This window comes from Streptosporangium sp. NPDC050855 (assembly GCF_044456585.1).
Lineage (GTDB): Bacteria > Actinomycetota > Actinomycetes > Streptosporangiales > Streptosporangiaceae > Streptosporangium > Streptosporangium longisporum.
On sequence record NZ_JBITFY010000005.1, the window covers coordinates 264,060 to 279,525 of the forward strand.

At 73.7% G+C, this 15,466-nt stretch carries 11 protein-coding genes; 8 read left to right on the top strand and 3 right to left on the bottom strand.

The window, feature by feature from the left end:
• Positions 1–4: 4 nt before the first annotated feature.
• The gene (mfd, locus tag ACIBCT_RS13740) at positions 5–3,556 is read right to left on the bottom strand and encodes a transcription-repair coupling factor (RefSeq protein ID WP_399188156.1); all 3,552 of its coding nucleotides are present in this window, start codon (positions 3,554–3,556) and stop codon (positions 5–7) included.
• 152 nt (positions 3,557–3,708) lie between these two features.
• On the opposite strand from mfd, the gene ACIBCT_RS13745 reads away from it, so the two are divergent.
• Together ACIBCT_RS13745 and cysC are read left to right on the top strand one after the other, a co-directional pair.
• Positions 3,709–4,437, top strand: coding sequence for a class I SAM-dependent methyltransferase (locus ACIBCT_RS13745; protein ID WP_399188158.1), 729 nt, complete (start codon positions 3,709–3,711; stop codon positions 4,435–4,437).
• A gap of 92 nt (positions 4,438–4,529) precedes the next feature.
• Positions 4,530–5,759, top strand: coding sequence for an adenylyl-sulfate kinase (gene cysC, locus ACIBCT_RS13750; protein WP_399188160.1), 1,230 nt, complete (start codon positions 4,530–4,532; stop codon positions 5,757–5,759).
• A 72-nt stretch (positions 5,760–5,831) separates the two neighbouring features.
• Here the strand turns inward: cysC and ACIBCT_RS13755 are convergent, their stop codons facing one another.
• The gene (locus tag ACIBCT_RS13755) at positions 5,832–7,085 is read right to left on the bottom strand and encodes a glycoside hydrolase family 26 protein (protein ID WP_399188162.1); all 1,254 of its coding nucleotides are present in this window, start codon (positions 7,083–7,085) and stop codon (positions 5,832–5,834) included.
• A 310-nt stretch (positions 7,086–7,395) separates the two neighbouring features.
• Here ACIBCT_RS13755 and ACIBCT_RS13760 point away from each other — a divergent pair, with 310 nt between their 5' ends.
• From ACIBCT_RS13760 to ACIBCT_RS13785, 6 genes are read left to right on the top strand one after another with little or no spacing between them, the layout of a single operon-like run.
• Entirely contained in the window at positions 7,396–8,916 is a 1,521-nt protein-coding gene (locus ACIBCT_RS13760) for a Wzz/FepE/Etk N-terminal domain-containing protein (protein WP_399188164.1), read from the top strand.
• Positions 8,913–10,205, top strand: a complete 1,293-nt coding sequence (locus ACIBCT_RS13765; RefSeq protein ID WP_399188166.1) for a hypothetical protein — start codon at positions 8,913–8,915, stop codon at positions 10,203–10,205. The genes ACIBCT_RS13760 and ACIBCT_RS13765 overlap by 4 nt, the downstream gene beginning before the upstream one ends.
• On the top strand, positions 10,202–11,173 hold the full coding sequence (locus ACIBCT_RS13770; RefSeq protein ID WP_399188168.1) for a hypothetical protein: 972 nt from the start codon (positions 10,202–10,204) through the stop codon (positions 11,171–11,173). The genes ACIBCT_RS13765 and ACIBCT_RS13770 overlap by 4 nt, the downstream gene beginning before the upstream one ends.
• Complete coding sequence (locus ACIBCT_RS13775; RefSeq protein WP_399188170.1) at positions 11,170–12,054, top strand: sulfotransferase family protein; 885 nt, start codon at positions 11,170–11,172, stop codon at positions 12,052–12,054. Before ACIBCT_RS13770 ends, ACIBCT_RS13775 begins: the two co-directional genes overlap by 4 nt.
• Positions 12,042–13,475 (top strand): lipopolysaccharide biosynthesis protein, encoded by a 1,434-nt coding sequence (locus ACIBCT_RS13780; RefSeq protein WP_399188172.1) that lies wholly within the window; start codon positions 12,042–12,044, stop codon positions 13,473–13,475. Before ACIBCT_RS13775 ends, ACIBCT_RS13780 begins: the two co-directional genes overlap by 13 nt.
• Entirely contained in the window at positions 13,409–14,392 is a 984-nt protein-coding gene (locus tag ACIBCT_RS13785; RefSeq protein ID WP_399188174.1) for a sulfotransferase, read from the top strand. The genes ACIBCT_RS13780 and ACIBCT_RS13785 overlap by 67 nt, the downstream gene beginning before the upstream one ends.
• Before the next feature lie 36 nt (positions 14,393–14,428).
• Here ACIBCT_RS13785 and ACIBCT_RS13790 read toward each other — a convergent pair whose 3' ends face one another.
• Positions 14,429–15,373 (bottom strand): WecB/TagA/CpsF family glycosyltransferase, encoded by a 945-nt coding sequence (locus ACIBCT_RS13790; protein WP_399188176.1) that lies wholly within the window; start codon positions 15,371–15,373, stop codon positions 14,429–14,431.
• Positions 15,374–15,466: the final 93 nt, after the last annotated feature.

The following is a 15,466-nucleotide window of genomic DNA, read 5'->3' on the forward strand; positions in this document are numbered from 1 at the left end:
CCGCTTACTCTACCCGTACGGCTTCGAGGAACATGGCCTCGACGAGATCACCACACCATTTGAGCAGGTCCAGGTCGCGCAGCGGCTGGCCGCCGAGCGGTCTGGTCTTGGGCACGGGCACCAGCAACGTACCGGCGGCCTGCTTCAGCAACGCCTTCGGGTACAGCCTCTGCAGCCTGACCTGCTGGGAGTCGCGCAGCTCCACCGGCGCGAACTTGATGTTCGCCCCCTGCAGGGTGACGTCGGTGAGCCCCGCGCGGCGGGCCCGGATCCGGAAGCGGGCGACCTCCAGCAGGTTCTCCACCTGCTGGGGCGGCCGGCCGTACCGGTCGACGAGCTCGTCGCGGACCGCGGCGATGTCGTCGTCGGAGCCGATCGCGGCGATCCGCTTGTACGCCTCCAGGCGCAACCGCTCGGAGGTCACGTAGTCGTGCGGGATGTGAGCGTTGATCGGCAGCTCGACCTTGACGTCGGGCCGCTCGTCCTCGCGGGGGGTGCCCGCCAGCTTGGCCTTCTGCTCCTGGACGGCCTCGGCCATCATCCGCACGTACAGGTCGAAGCCGACCCCGGCGATGAAACCGGACTGCTCGGCGCCCAGGATGTTGCCGGCGCCGCGGATCTCCAGGTCCTTCATGGCCACGTACATGCCCGCGCCCATCTCGGTGTGCTGGGAGATCGTGGCCAGGCGCTCGTGCGCGGTCTCGGTGAGCGGCTTCTCCGGCGGGTACAGGAAGTAGGCGTAGCCGCGCTCGCGGCCCCGGCCGACCCGGCCCCGGAGCTGGTGGAGCTGGGACAGCCCGTAGGTGTCGGCCCGGTCGACGATCAGCGTGTTCGCGTTGGGCACGTCCAGGCCCGACTCGACGATCGTGGTACAGACCAGCACGTCGAAGTCGCGCTCCCAGAAGCCCACCATGATCTTCTCGAGCTGGTGCTCCTGCATCTGGCCGTGCGCGATCGCGACCCTGGCCTCGGGCACCAGCTCGCGCAGCATGGCCGCGACCTTGCCGATGCTGGACACCCGGTTGTGCACGAAGAAGGTCTGGCCGTCGCGCATCAGCTCGCGCCGGATCGCCGCGCCGATCTGCTTCTCGTCGTACGGGCCGACGAAGGTCAGGATCGGGTGCCGCTCCTCGGGCGGGGTGAGGATCGTGGACATCTCCCGGATGCCGGTCAGGCCCATCTCCAGGGTGCGCGGGATCGGGGTGGCGGACATGGCCAGCACGTCGACCTGGGTGCGCAGGTGCTTCATGGCCTCCTTGTGCTCGACGCCGAACCGCTGCTCCTCGTCGATGATGATCAGGCCGAGCTGCTTGAACCTGACCTCGGGCGAGAACAGCCGGTGCGTGCCGATCACCACGTCGACCGAGCCCTCGCGCAGTCCTTCCAGGGTCGCGGAGACCTCCCCGTCGCTCTGGAACCGCGACAGCGGCCTGACGTTGAGCGGGAAGCCGGAGAAGCGCTCGGCGAAGGTGGACATGTGCTGCTGCACCAGCAGCGTGGTCGGCACCAGCACGGCCACCTGCTTGCCGTCCTGCACGGCCTTGAACGCCGCCCGCACCGCGATCTCGGTCTTGCCGTAGCCCACGTCGCCGCAGATCAGCCGGTCCATCGGGATCGGGCGCTCCATGTCGCGCTTGACCTCGTCGATGGCCTCCAGCTGGTCGCCCGTCTCGGCGTAGGGGAAGGCGTCCTCCATCTCCCGCTGCCAGGGGCTGTCGGGGGCGAAGGCGTGGCCGGGCGAGGCCATCCGGGCCGAGTAGAGCCGGATCAGCTCCCCGGCGATCTCCTTGACCGCCTTCTTGGCCTTGGTCTTGGCCTTGGCCCAGTCGGCGCCGCCCATCCGGTTCAGGGTGGGCGACTCGCCGCCGACGTAGCGGGTGACCTCGTCGAGCTGGTCGGTGGGCACGTAGAGCCGGTCGCCCTTGGCGTACTCGATCACCAGGTACTCGCGGGTGGCGCCCTGCACGGTGCGCTGCACCATCTCCACGTAGCGGCCCACGCCGTGCTGCTCGTGCACGACGTGGTCGCCGATCTTGAGCTGGAGCGGGTCGACCATGTTGCGGCGCCGCGAGGGCAGCCGCCGCATGTCCTTGGTGGACGCCTTCTGGCCGACCAGGTCCAGGTGGGTCAGCACGGCCAGCGACGGGGTCACGAAGCCGTGCTCGACCAGGCCGGTGGCGACGTGCACGACCTTGGCGTCGAGCGTCCCGGTCAGGCCCGGCTCCAGGCGGGCGGGCAGGTCGACGCCCTTGAGCAGCTCGACCATGCGCTCGGCCGGGCCGTGGCCCTCGCTCAGCAGGACGACGACCCGGCCCGAGTCCAGCCAGCCCTTGATGTCGGCCAGCGCCCGCTGGGTGTCGCCCCGGTAGGACTCCACCTCGCGCGCGGTCAGCACCAGGCCGTCGTCCCGGCCGCCCTCGGGGTCCGCGTCGTCCCCGCCGCCGAACGGCGCGATCGACCACCAGGGCAGGCTCAGCTCGCGCGCGTGGTCCCGCACCTCCTCCAGCGTGCGGAAGGCCGCCTCCCCCAGGTCGATCGGGGCCTCGCCACCGGAGGCCGCGGTGATCCAGGACGCCTCCAGGAACTCCTGGCTGGTGCGCACCAGCTCGTCGGCGCGCCCGCGGATCCGCTCCGGGTCGCACACGAAGATCGCCGACTGCTCGGGCAGGTGGTCGATCAGCAGGTCCATCTCCCCGGCCAGCACCGGGGCGAACGCCTCCATGCCCTCCACCGGGACGCCCTCGGCCAGCTGCTCCAGGATCTCGGCCAGCGCCGGGTGCGCCTCGGCCAGCTCCCGGGCCCGCGCCCTGACCTCGGGGGTCAGCAGCAGCTCCCGGCACGGCGCGGCGAACAGGCCGTCCTCGGCCACCTCCAGGGACCGCTGGTCGGCGACCTTGAACCAGCGGATCTCCTCGACCGTGTCGCCCCAGAACTCCAGGCGCAGCGGGTGCTCCTCGGTGGGCGGGAAGATGTCGAGCAGCCCGCCCCTGACGGCGACCTCGCCGCGCCGCTCCACCATGTCCACCCGGTGGTAGCCGTTCTCCACCAGGGCGTGCACCACCGAATCCGGGTCGGCGTCGTCCCCGGCGCGCAGCCGTACCGGCCGCAGGCCCCCCAGGCCGCGCACGATCGGCTGGAGCAGGGCCCTGACGGGCGCGACGACCACGTGCAGCGGCCCGGCCGAGTGGTCGCCCTCGACCGGGTGGGCCAGCCTGCGCAGCACCGCGAGCCGCTGGCCCACGGTGTCGCCGCGCGGCGACAGGCGCTCGTGCGGGAGCGTCTCCCAGGCGGGGAAGACCGCCACGGTGCTCTCGTCCAGCAGGCTGGTCAGGGCCGAGGCGAGATCCTCGGCCTCGCGCCCGGTGGCGGTCACCGCCAGCACGGTCCTGGCCGTGCCCTTGGCCCCCTCCCTGGCCAGCGCGGCCACCGCGAAGGGCCGCAGCGCGGGCGGCGCGACCAGCGCCACGTCGGAGGGGTCGCCCCCGCGCACGTCCCGGAGGAGGGAAGCCAGCTTAGGCTCCCCGACGACAAGATCAAGAAGTCCGGAAAGGCTCATCAGATTCGCCCACAGCCCCACGACGGCAACACGACGTCCCCGGGCCGGAGAAGACACGGGGTACCCCGTCAAGGCTACTTGGCCCGCCGCCCGCCCTCGCATGGAGCGGTAAATGCACGATGAATCGTGCTGTGTTGACTACTCTCCGTTATATGTCTGAGGTGAGATCGGTCGTCGACCGAGACGATTTGCTGAGTCAGCGGATCAGGGATCAGTGGAGCGGCCTGCTCGGCCGGCGGCTCGACGTCCTGATCGCCGGGTGCGGATGGCCGGAACCACTCGATCTGGCGCAGATGGAGACCAGGGTCATCGGCATCGACGAGGACCTGCCCGTCCTGCGCACCAGCACGTCCGCCCGCAAGGACCTGGACTCCTGGACGCTGGGCGACCTGCGCTCGGTGCCGGTGCCGCCGCGTGCGTTCGACGTCGTCTACGTGTCGTTCCTGCTGGAGAGGATCGAGCACGCCGAACTGGTGCTCGACCGGCTGCTGACAGGGCTGCGCCCCGGCGGGCTGCTGCTGGTCAGGATGCGCGACCGCGCCTCGGCGTACGGGGTGTGCGACCGGCGGACACCGGCGGCGCTGCGGCGGCTGCTGTGGCGCAGGTTCACCCCGCCGGGCACGGTGGGGCCGCTGCCGGCCGTCTACGAGCCGATCGCCTCACGCGAGGGCATGCACTCCTTCTGCCTGGTACGCGGGCTGATGGTGACCGAGGACATCTCCGCCCGCAGCGGGCCCGCGCTGGACGGACCTCTCGGTAAGCTTGCCCGCGCCGCCTGCTCGGCGGTGGAGACCCTCTCCAGGGGGCGCCGGCCCGCATCTCGCGACGAGGTGACCATGGTGATCCGCAAACCCCAGAGCCACTTCGCCCGGCTGGTCTGAGATCCGGCCGCCGGTCGTCTCCGGCTCGCCCGAGGGGGGCGCCATCCGGGGCGGGCGGGCCGGAACGTCCGACGAGCGGGATTGTGGAGCAGATGACGGCGCCTTTCGAGTGGACCCCCGACGCCCGTGAGCTGGCCGACCTCGAGCTGTTGCTCTCCGGCGCCTTCACGCCGCTGACGGGCTTTCTGAGCTCGGCCGACGCGCATTCGGTCGACGAGCGCGGCACGCTCGCCGACGGCACGCCGTGGCCGGTGCCGGTCACCCTGGTGCTGCCGGACGACCATCCGGCCGCCCCCGGCGACCGGATCACCCTGCGCGACCCCGAGGGCGCGGCGCTGGCCGTGCTGACCGTGGAAGGGCGCGAGGACGGCTTCGTCTGCGGGCCGGTCGAGGCGCTGGACGTCCCCCAGCACGGCCCGTTCGCCCGGCTCCGCCGCCCGCCCGCGGAGATCCGCAAGGAGCTGGGCGAGCGCGAGTCCGTGCTGGCCGTGACCATGCGCGGGCCGCTGGGCGACCTCGACGACCTGCTGGCGACCGCCCAGGAGCTGGAGGCGTCGATCCTGCTGCTCCCGCTGGCGTACGGCGAGGGCGGGCCCGCGGTGGTCCGCGCCGCGCTCAAGGCCCGCGACCGGTTGCCCGAGGACACGCTGGTGGCGGTGGTGCCGCTGGCGCCCCGGGAGCCCGCGCTGGACCTGGAGCTGCGCGAGCGGATCGCCGAGGCCTACGGCGCGACCGAGCACCTGGCCGGCCCGGAGCCCGTGACGATCCCCGGGCCGCCGCACCGGCGGGGGCTGGTGGTCTTCTTCACCGGCCTGTCCGGCTCGGGCAAGTCGACCGTCGCCCGCGGGCTGCACGACGCGCTGCTGGAGCGCGGCAGCCGCACGGTGACCTTCCTCGACGGCGACGTGGTGCGCCACCTGCTCTCGGCGGGACTGACCTTCTCCAAGGAGGACCGCGACCTCAACATCCGCCGCATCGGCTTCGTCGCCGCCGAGGTCGCCCGGCACGGCGGGCTGGCGATCTGCGCGCCCATCGCGCCGTACGCGGCCACCCGCGAGGAGGTGCGCGCGATGGTCGAGGCCGTCGGCGCCGACTTCGTGCTGGTCCACATCTCGACCCCGCTGGCCGAGTGCGAGCGCCGCGACCGCAAGGGGCTCTACGCCAAGGCCCGCGCCGGGCTCATCCCCGGCTTCACCGGCATCTCCGACCCGTACGAGGAGCCGGACGACGCCGACCTGGAGATCGACACCACCGACATCGGTGTGGACCGGGCGGTGCACCAGGTGCTCGACCCGCTGATCCAGGGCGGCTGGATCCGCTGACCCCGCCCTGGCCCTCGCCCTCGTGGGAGCGCGCGGATCGAGCGGGGCGCGGATCGGGCGGGGGCGCGCGGATCAGCCGGAGGGGACGGCCGGGCGCAGGCGGGGGTCGCCGGCGAGCTCGCCGAAGGCCCTGCGCGCGCCCGGCGTCGTGTCGAACCTGGTGTCCCCCCGGGGGGCGCGCGGCGAGTCGAAGTAGACCAGGGCCTTGATCCTCGGGTAGTCGCGCAGCCCGGCCCGTACCGAGGTGAAGAAGGACTCCTTGAAGCCGGGCCGGTCGTGCCGTTCGAAGACGCCCCACTCGGCCACCATGACGGGCTTGCCGGGAAAACGCTCCCCCGTCCAGCGGTAGAACCCGGGCCACCGGGGGAAGTCCGGACGGATCTTGTTGACCAGCGCGTCGAAGCCGTCGACCCGGCGGTCGGCGTAGGGGTCCATCGCCACCCAGTCGACCACGTCGTCGCCCGGGTAGAGCCGCTCGAACCAGGGCTTGGAGGCCCAGTTGGGCGCGCCCATGTAGGTCATCACCGTGACGGCGTTGGTCACGCCACCGGCGCGCAGCCGCCGTACCACGTGCCGGAACATCGCCGCGTAGTCGGCGGCGGACATCCCCGCGCCCGGGGTCTCCAGGACGTCGTTCTCGGGCTCGTGGTGAACGGTGAGGAAGAACCTCTCGGGGAAGGTCCTCACGATGTGGGCGGCCAGCCGGTCGATCCGCGCGTCCAGCGCGCCGCCGGCGATCTCCGCCCAGGTGTGGGAGTTGTCCACGGACGGCTTCCAGTTGACCAGCAGGAGCCTGCGGCCGTCCGGGTCGCGGGCGATGGCGCGCTCGGCGGAGGTCGGGAAGAGCTCGTCACCGCGGTGGTAGACGTGCATGACGGCGGCCGGACGGCCCATCCGCCTCTCGGCGCGCTCCAGTGCCCGCTCCGGGCGCCGTCCGGTGAAGATCTCCGGTGCGACCCCCCACCAGGCACCGCAGGAGGGGACGAGCGTGCGGGAGACCTCGCAGCCGGTCCGCCCCCGCCCGCCACCGCCGGTGCCGGGATCGGCGGCCTCCGCGGCTCCTGACCCGCTCTGCCCGCCGCGCTCACCGTGACCGTCGTGGCCGCCCTGTCCGCTATGGCCGCTGTGACCGCTCTGTCCGCTGTGGCCGCTCTGTCCGCTGTGGCCGTCCTGTCCGCTCCGGGCGCCCGCGGCACCGGCGGTGTCCGAGCCCGCGGCCCCGGCCGCGCAGGCGGCGCCCTTGCACCCGCTCACCCCCGCGACGGCCAGTGCCACGCACCCCAGCCCGAGCGCCAGGACGAGCCCTGAACCGCCTATTTTGACCATACGCGGAATTACCTCTATAGAACCATTTGTCTGATGCAACGATCCCTCGCAGATGTCGTCCGCAGGCATTCGCCGGCCGTCTCGGGGGAACACCTTTCCATCGCCCGGACGTGCCTCGCCCTGAACTTTGCCGCTCCATTCCACAGTCCCGGAGCCGACGGCGGGACATGTCCAATAAACGGTCGTTATATGGATGTGATCAGCCGGACCAACGCGAGGAAAATCCTGCGTACCCCTCCGGGGAAAGGAAAAGCCGACCTATAGTTCCAAGGGTTCCCGCAGCTGCTCGCCCGAGAGGCACCCGCGAAACATGAGCCCGTCACCGGACGCCCCCACCCGTCGTTCAGGCGGAGACCTGGCGGACTACGTGTCGCTCCTGCGCCGTCGCCGGCTGGCCGTCCTGTCCATGCTCCTCACCGGGACCGGCGGCGGCCTCACCCTGCTGTGGCTCACCCCGCCCTCGTACACCGCCTCCGCACAGGTCCTGGTGACCCCGGTGGGCCCGCAGGAGCAGGTCAACCAGGTGACCGCCCGCCAGCGCGAACCGCTCAACCTCGACACCGAGGCCCAGGTCGCCCGGTCCGCGGTGGTCGCCGCCAAGGCCCGCGGGCTGTTCGCCGGCCTGCCCGGGCCGGCCGAGGTCTCCGTACCGCCCAACACCTCGGTCCTGGAGATCTCCTGCACGGCCGCCGCACCGGCGGCGGCGGCCTCGTGCGCGAACGCCTACTCCCTGGCCTACCTGGCCCAGCGGCGCGAGACCGCCACCCGGGCCCTCAGCGCCCAGCTCAGGACGGTGCTGGCCAAGCTGAAGCAGGTCAACGCGAGCCTCACCGCGGTCGCCACCGCCCTTCCCGGGCTGGGCACCGGCACCTCCGAGCGCGCCCTGACCCTCCAGCGGCAGAACGTCCTCCTCCGCCAGGTGCACGCCCTCACCGCCCGGTACGACGCCCTCAGGACGGTCGCCGTCACCCCCGGCTCGGTGATCGGTCCGCCGGTGGCCCCCAGCGAGCCCCGCGCCCCGCGTCCTCCCCTGTACCTGGGCAGCGGCCTGATGGCCGGGCTGCTCTGCGGGGTCGGCCTCGCCTGGGTCCGCGACCGCCTCGACACCACCCTGCGCACCGCCGCCGACGTCCGGCGGCTGACCGGCCTCGACGCGGTCGGCGACGAGGAGCTGCGCGGCCTGGCGGGCGCCGTGCTCGTGGTCTCCGTGCCCGGCACCTCCCCCAGGGAGGTCAGGCGTGCCGCACGGGCCCTGCGGGAGCGCGGGGTCCCGGTGGCGGGCACCCTGCTCACCGGCGGCGCGCTCCCGCCGTCCGCCGTACGGCCCCCGCCCGCTCCCCGTCCCGGGGGGAAGCGAGCACGCGAGGCCGGCCGCCAGGAGATCGCCGGGCACGAGGTCCCTGGGCATGAGCCTCCCCGGCACGAACCTCCTCGGCACGAGGACTTCGGGCGCGAGGACGTCCCTCGGGTGGACGGACGGGACCCGGGCGGCAGGGACCGCGAGGCTCTTCCGAAAAGGACCGGTCTTCCCCTCGCCGGCCTGGCGGGAGGGCACCGGGCCGCACCACCTCCCCCGGCGAGCCCTACGGGCCCGGCGAGTCCTGTGAGTCCTGTGAGTCCTGTGAACCCGATGATCCCGGCACTCTCGCCCCCTCCGTCCTCCGTCTCCCCCGCCGCACCCCCTTCGTCCCCCTCGCTTCCCCCACCGCATCCCCCGTGCTCCGCGCACCCGAACCCCGGGGTGCCCGAGGGTCCTCCGGACCCGGAGCCCCATGGGAACGTTCCACAGGAGCGGCAGGTCGCCGCCGGGCGGAGGGGACGCCGACGGTGAGGGGCCTGCGTCCGGCCGCCTGGCCGATCGCCGCGTTCCTGGTGGGGTACCCCGTCTGGTGGGCCCTCGGCTTCGGTGGCCTCTGCGTTGTCGTCGTGGCCCCGGCCATGGCGGCGGTGCTGTGGCGGAGACGGCCGATCAGGGCACCGCGCGGGTTCGGCCTCTGGCTGCTCCTCCTCGCGGGGTACCTGATCAGCGCGGTCATGCTCGGCGAGATGCCGCCGGGCACCTACGGCGAGTTCGGCGCCGGGCGGCTCATCGGCTACCTGATGCGCCTCGTCCTCTACGTCTCCCTGTTGATCATGGTGCTCTACCTGGGCAACCTGACCGAGGAGGAGCTGCCGCAGCTCACCCTGGTACGGATGCTCGGCGCGCTGTTCGTCACGACCGTGGCGGGCGGGCTGCTGGGCGTGTTCGCACCCCGTGCCGCGTTCACCTCGCCGGTCGAGCTGATCCTCCCGGGCTGGATCAGCGGCAATCCCTTCGTGCAGAACCTGATCCACCCCACCGCGGCGCAGACGCAGTGGGTCCTCGGCCACCCCTCGCCCCGCCCCGAGGCGCCGTTCGAGTGGGCCAACGCCTGGGGCGGCAACCTGTCGGTGCTGCTCGTCTGGTTCGTGGTCGGCTGGTGGGTGTACGGCGGCCCGCGCAGGCGGACGGCCGCGGTCCTGCTGGTCGCGCTGGCCGCGATCCCGGTGGTCTACTCGCTCAACCGCGGGCTGTGGATCGGGCTCGGCGTCGCCGCCGCGTACCTGCTGGTGCGTCTGGGCGGGCGTGCACGCGTCGTGACCTGCGCGATCCTGGCGGCGGGAACGCTGGTGTTCGCCCTCAGCCCCCTGCGCACGATGGTGGCCCAGCGGCTGGAGAGCCCGCACAGCAACGACATCCGCGGCTTCACCGTGACGGCCACCGTCGCGGCCGCGGTCACCTCCCCGATCATCGGGTACGGCAACACCCGCAACGCCAGGGGCAACCACCGGACGATCACCACCGGGAAGACCGACTGGTGCGTCACCTGCGGTCACCCGCCGCTGGGCGGCGACGGCCACCTCTGGCACCTCATGATCACTCAGGGGTTCACGGGAGCCGCGCTCTACGTGGCGTTCTTCGCCGGGGCCGTCCGCCGCCACTGGCGTGACCGCAGCCCGATCGGCATGGCCGGGGTCCTCGTGATGATCCTCACCCTGCTCTACATGTTCGTCTACGACGGCCTGGTCACGCCGCTCAGCCTGTACCTGGTCTCGTTCGCGCTGCTCTGGAGGAACTCGATGGCGAGCACGGCCGCATGAACGACGCCCACGCCCGCCTGCGCTATCTCGACCGGACCGTCGACCTGCTCTTCCCCGGTCCCGGCGAGCCGAGACCGTACACCCTGCTCCCGCACCGGCTGCTCCCCCGCAGGCTGGTCCCGCGCGCGTGGTGGCATCCGGGCGGACGGGTCATGGTGCGGCGAGGGGGCATCGAGAGCCACCTGAGCGAGATCTTCGGCACCCGTCTCCGCGTCACGCTGCGGGTGCCCCCGGCCCGGCGGGCCAACCGCAAACCGATCCTGGAGGCGCACGCCCCGGACGGGCCGATCGCCTTCGTGAAGATCGGCGACACCGACCTCACCCGGGAGCTCGTCGCGCACGAGGCACGGACCCTCGGCCTGCTCGCCGGCGTGCCGCTGAAGACCGTCGTCCCACCGGCCGTGCTGCACCACGGGTCGTGGCGCGGCCTGTCCGTCCTGGCGCTGACCCCGCTCCCGGTGCGGCGGGGACGGATCCGCGACGACGTCCTCACGGCCGCGATCACCGAGATCGCCCACATCCCCGCGGCTCCGTTCCCCGGCCGCGCGTTCCCCGGCACCGGACCCCCCGAGCCCCCATGTCCCGAGACCCCGTACCACCGGGCCTCTCGTTTCGCCTGGCACGGGGACCTGGCGTCGTGGAACATCTCGCGGGGGCCCGACGGGCGGTTGCTGGTCTGGGACTGGGAACGGTTCGGCACGGGGGTTCCCCTGGGCTTCGACGCCGTCCACCACTTCCTCCACCGCGCGCTGCGCCGCCAGGACCCGGTCACCGCGGCCGGGGCGTGCGTGGCGCGCTCCCTGCGGATCCTGGCCCCGTTCGGGCTGTCGGCCGCCGAGTCCCGGCTCACCGCCCTGCGCTACCTGATCGCGCTCGCCGACCGGCACGCGGCCGACGGCCACGCCCCCCTCGGCCCTCCCGAGGTATGGCTCAGCCCGGTCCTCGACGGCCAGGAGAGCCTGCTGTGAGGCCCGCGGTCGTGCCCCCGGCGCTGAGGCCCGAGCTGAAACGCGCGGCCCACGCGATCTCCCAGGCCGCGGGGCGCCTCACCTCGGCACGGCGGACGCCCCCCACCTTCCTCATCGTCGGGGCCCAGCGCTGCGGCACCACCTCGCTGTACCGCGCCCTGTCCCAGCACCCGCTGATCTTCAAGCCCCTGCTGCGCAAGGGCGTGCACTACTTCGACGTGGCCTACGACCGGGGCCCGTCGTGGTACCGGGCCCACTTCCCGCTGCGGATGTCGCTCTCCCGGGCGGCACGCAGGTACGGCCACCGGCCACAGGTCTTCGAGTCGTCGCCCTACTACCTGTTCCACCCGCTCGCCGGGCCGCGGATCGCCCGCGACCTGCCGGGCGCCAGGCTGATCGTGCTCGTCCGCGACCCCGTCGAGCGGGCCTTCTCCGCGCACGCCCACGAGCTGGCCAGGGGGTTCGAGACCGAGCCGTCCTTCGCCAGGGCCGTCGAGCTGGAGGAGGAACGGCTGGCCGGGGTGGCCGAGGCGCTGTGCGCCGCACCGAACTCGACGAGCCTGGCCCACCGCCATCACGCCTACCTGGCCAGGGGACGTTACGCCGAGCAGCTCGCCCGGCTGGAGCCCCTGGTCGGCCGGGAACGGATCCTCGTCCTGGACAGCGGCCGGTTCTTCGCCGAACCGGAGGTCACCTACGACCGCGTGCTGGCGTTCCTCGGGCTGCCCCACCTGGGGGACCCGGTGTTCGAGCGGTACAACGCCCGGCCCAGACCGTCCCCCATGCCCCCGTCCCTGCGCCGCGAGCTGACCGACCGCTTCGAGGAGCAGGACGCCCTGCTGATCTCGTGGCTGGGCACGGAGCCCTCGTGGCGCCGCTGACCCCGGCCGAGGGGACGGACCGGGCCCACAGGGTGGCGCGGGTGGCCGGGCTGGCCGGGGCGGGTACCGGTGCCGTCGCGCAGTTCCTGACGGTCGTGCTGGTCGCCAGGGGGACGGACCCGCGGACGGCCGGGACCTTCTTCGCGGCGACCACCCTGTGCCTGCTGGCCGCCACGGTGCTGCGGCTGGACGCGGGGAACGGGCTGGTCCACCTCATCGCCCGGTCCCGGCCGTCCGGCCCCCCGGACGCCACAGGCCACCCGCACACCGTGGACCGTCCGCGCGCTGCGGCACACCTCCGCGCGGCGATGGTCCCGGTGGCGTCGCTCTCGTCGGCCGTCGGCGTCGTGGTCTTCCTGACCGTCCCCGATCCCGCGCTACGGGTGCTGGCGGTGGCGTTGCCCGCGGTGACGTGCTCGGGCGTCGTGGTGAGCGCGACCCGCGGGTTCGGTTCGATGCGGCCGACGCTGCTGCTGACCGGCGTGCTCCAGCCGGTGGCCCAGCTCGTCCTGGTCGGTACGGCGGTGACGGCCGGCGGGGGCGAGGGGAGCGGTGGCGGTGGGGACGGTGGTGGCGGCTCGGTGGCACCGCTGGTCGCGGCCTGGGCGCTGCCGTACCCGGTGGTCCTGCTGCTGGCCTGGCTCTGGCTGCGCCGGCGGCTGCCGGGAACGTCCGGCCCGCCGGGTGCCGCGCGCGAGCTGTGGCGCCACACCTGGCCTCGGTCGCTGGCCGCGGGGATCCAGGCGGTGTTCCAGCGGCTGGACATCGTGGTCGTGGCCTGGCTGGCCGGTCCGGCGGAGGCGGCCGTCTACACCGCCGCCACCCGGTTCAAGGTCGTGGGCCAGCTCGCCGGGCAGGGGCTGGCGCAGGCGGCGCAGCCGAGGCTGGTGCGCGCCCTGGCCGAAGGCGACCTGCCGCGCGCCCGTGAGCTGTACCGGTCGTCCACCCGCTGGCTGGTCGCGCTCACCTGGCCGATCTGGCTGGGGTACGCGGCGCTCGCGCCCTGGCTGCTCGGCGCCGTCCTCGGCGAGGAGTACGCCCCGGGCGCGCCGGTGGCGCTGGTGCTGGCCGCGACCATGCTGCTCGCCACCGCGTGCGGGATGGCCGACGTGGCGCTGACCGCCGCCGGGCACACCGGTGCCGGCCTGGCGTACCTCGTCGCGGCCCTGGCCACGACGGTGCTGCTGGACCTGCTGCTGATCCCCTCCCTGGGCTCGCTCGGCGCCGCCCTCGGCTGGGCGGGCGGCACGGTGGTCAAGAACCTGCTGCCGCTCCGGCACGTCCACCGCCGGTACGGCCTGCGCCCCCTCGGCCCGTGGCGGAAACCCCAGGCCCTGTGGACACGGTGGACACTGTGGACACGGTGGACACGACCGGCATGGTCAGCGCGGTGGACACGGTACACGCGGTGGACGCGGTGACCCCCGTGCTGGTCACCGGGCTTCCCCGGAGCGGGACGAGCTGGACGGGCAGGATGCTCGCCGCCGGTGGGGAGCTGGTCTACGTCAACGAGCCGCTCAACCCCGAGCACCCGCCCGGTCACTGCCCCGGTGTGCTGGACGCCGTGGTCGGGCACCGCTTCCAGTACATCTGCCCGGACAACGAGCGGGACTGGCTGCCCGCCTTCACCCGGACCGTCGCGCTGCGCTACGGGTTCCTGGCCGAGCTGCGCCGCAACCGTTCCCCGTACGACCTGGCGAGGATGGTCCGGCACGGCACCGCGTTCACGCTGGGGCGGCTGGCCGGGCGCCGGGCGCTGCTGGACGACCCGTTCGCGCTCTTCTCGGCGGGCTGGTTCGCCGACCGGCTGGACTGCCGGGTGATCATCTTGCTGCGCGACCCGGTGGCGTTCGTCGGCAGCTGGCAGCGGCTGGGCTGGACGGTCCACCTCCGCGAGCTGTTCGACCAACCGCTGCTGATGCGCGACCACCCGCACCTGGAGGAGCTGCGCCCGCTCGCGGGCTCCCGGGACCGCGTCGCCACGGCCGCCGCCCTGTGGCGGGCGGCGGCGGTCAGCGCCACCGAGCTGGCCGGCCGGCATCCGCGGATCATGCTGGCCCGCTACGAGGACCTGGCCCTCGACCCGTCGGCGGGTTTCCGCCGCCTGTACGAGTGGGCGGGCCTGACCTGGTCCGCCCGCGCCCGCGAGCGTGTCCGCCGCGCGTGCACGGCCGCCCCCCGGGCGAGCGCCGCCGGTTTCGCCTGGCACGGCCTGTCCCGCACGGCCTACCGGCCGACGGACTCGCGCCGCGCCGTCGCCGAGGCCGGTGCCCGGCTGAGCCTGCGGGAGGCCCGCCGGGTCAGGGAGCTGGCCTTCGGGGGGCACCCGGAGCCCTGAGACCGAAGCCCAGGAGCCTCGGCCGGAGCCGGGCGTTCAGGAGAACAGGCCGCGGACCAGCGAGACGGTCAGGAGGCGGATCGCGTACGGCAGGTCGTCGACCAGGTAGCGGCGGGCCAGCCTGCCCGGTTCCCGTACCAGCCGGAAGAGCCACTCCAGGCCCGCGCGGCGCATCCACCTCGGCGCGCGGCGCGCGGTGCCCGCGGCGAAGGCGACCGCCGAGCCGCAGCCGACGAACCAGGTGCCCGGCAGGTCCCGGCGGAGCGAGGCGATGAGCCGCTCCTGCCGGGGGAACCCGAGCCCGACGAAGACCAGCCGGGGAGCGGCGGCGATCACCGCGTCGCGCACGCGGGCGTAGGCGTCGGGGTCGTCCTCGAACCCGTGCGGCGGACTGTCGGTCCCGGCGACCACCAGCGCGGGATGGCGGGCCACCAGCTCGCGGGCCGCCCGCCCGGGTGCGCCCTTCGGACCGCCCAGCAGGTACACCGGGTGGCGGTAGAAGGCTGCGGCCTCGGACAGCGACCAGATCAGGTCGGCACCGGTGACCCGGCCGGGGACGGGGGTGCCGAGCAATCTCGCCGCCCACACCAGCGGCATGCCGTCCGCGACGACGAGGTCGGCGCCCTCGACCAGCTCCCGGGCCCGGGGGTCACGGGCGGCGATCCGGCCGATGTCGACGTTGGGGGTCACCAGGTGACCGCCCCTGCCGCCTTTCAGCGCGGCCACCACGTGGTCGACGACCTCGCCCTCGGTCATCGGGTCGAACGCGATCCCGGCCACGTGCACGCGCCTGCGCAGCCGCCTCCGGGTGGCCTTGTCCGGCCGGGCCCGCCGACGGGAGGTGGCCCTGTCGGGCCGGCTCCGCCCTCGGGAGGTGGCCCGTGCCGCCCCCCGCGCGGTGCCCGGGGTCCCGGCCTGCCCGGCGACGGCGGGCAGGCCGGGCACCGGACCGTGATCGACGGACACGTGATCGACGGACACGGCCCGGTGGTCGGTGAACGCGCCCCCGTGGACGGCGGACGGAGCGGGCCGGATGTCACGGGGCACGACCACCCGCGGGAGCCCTGCCCCCCA

Coding starts and splice junctions, on each gene's coding strand:
- mfd (WP_399188156.1), bottom strand. CDS start 3,556: ATGAGCCTTTCCGGACTTCTTGATCTTGTCGTCGGGGAGCCTAAGCTG.
- ACIBCT_RS13745 (WP_399188158.1), top strand. CDS start 3,709: ATGTCTGAGGTGAGATCGGTCGTCGACCGAGACGATTTGCTGAGTCAG.
- cysC (WP_399188160.1), top strand. CDS start 4,530: ATGACGGCGCCTTTCGAGTGGACCCCCGACGCCCGTGAGCTGGCCGAC.
- ACIBCT_RS13755 (WP_399188162.1), bottom strand. CDS start 7,085: ATGGTCAAAATAGGCGGTTCAGGGCTCGTCCTGGCGCTCGGGCTGGGG.
- ACIBCT_RS13760 (WP_399188164.1), top strand. CDS start 7,396: ATGAGCCCGTCACCGGACGCCCCCACCCGTCGTTCAGGCGGAGACCTG.
- ACIBCT_RS13770 (WP_399188168.1), top strand. CDS start 10,202: ATGAACGACGCCCACGCCCGCCTGCGCTATCTCGACCGGACCGTCGAC.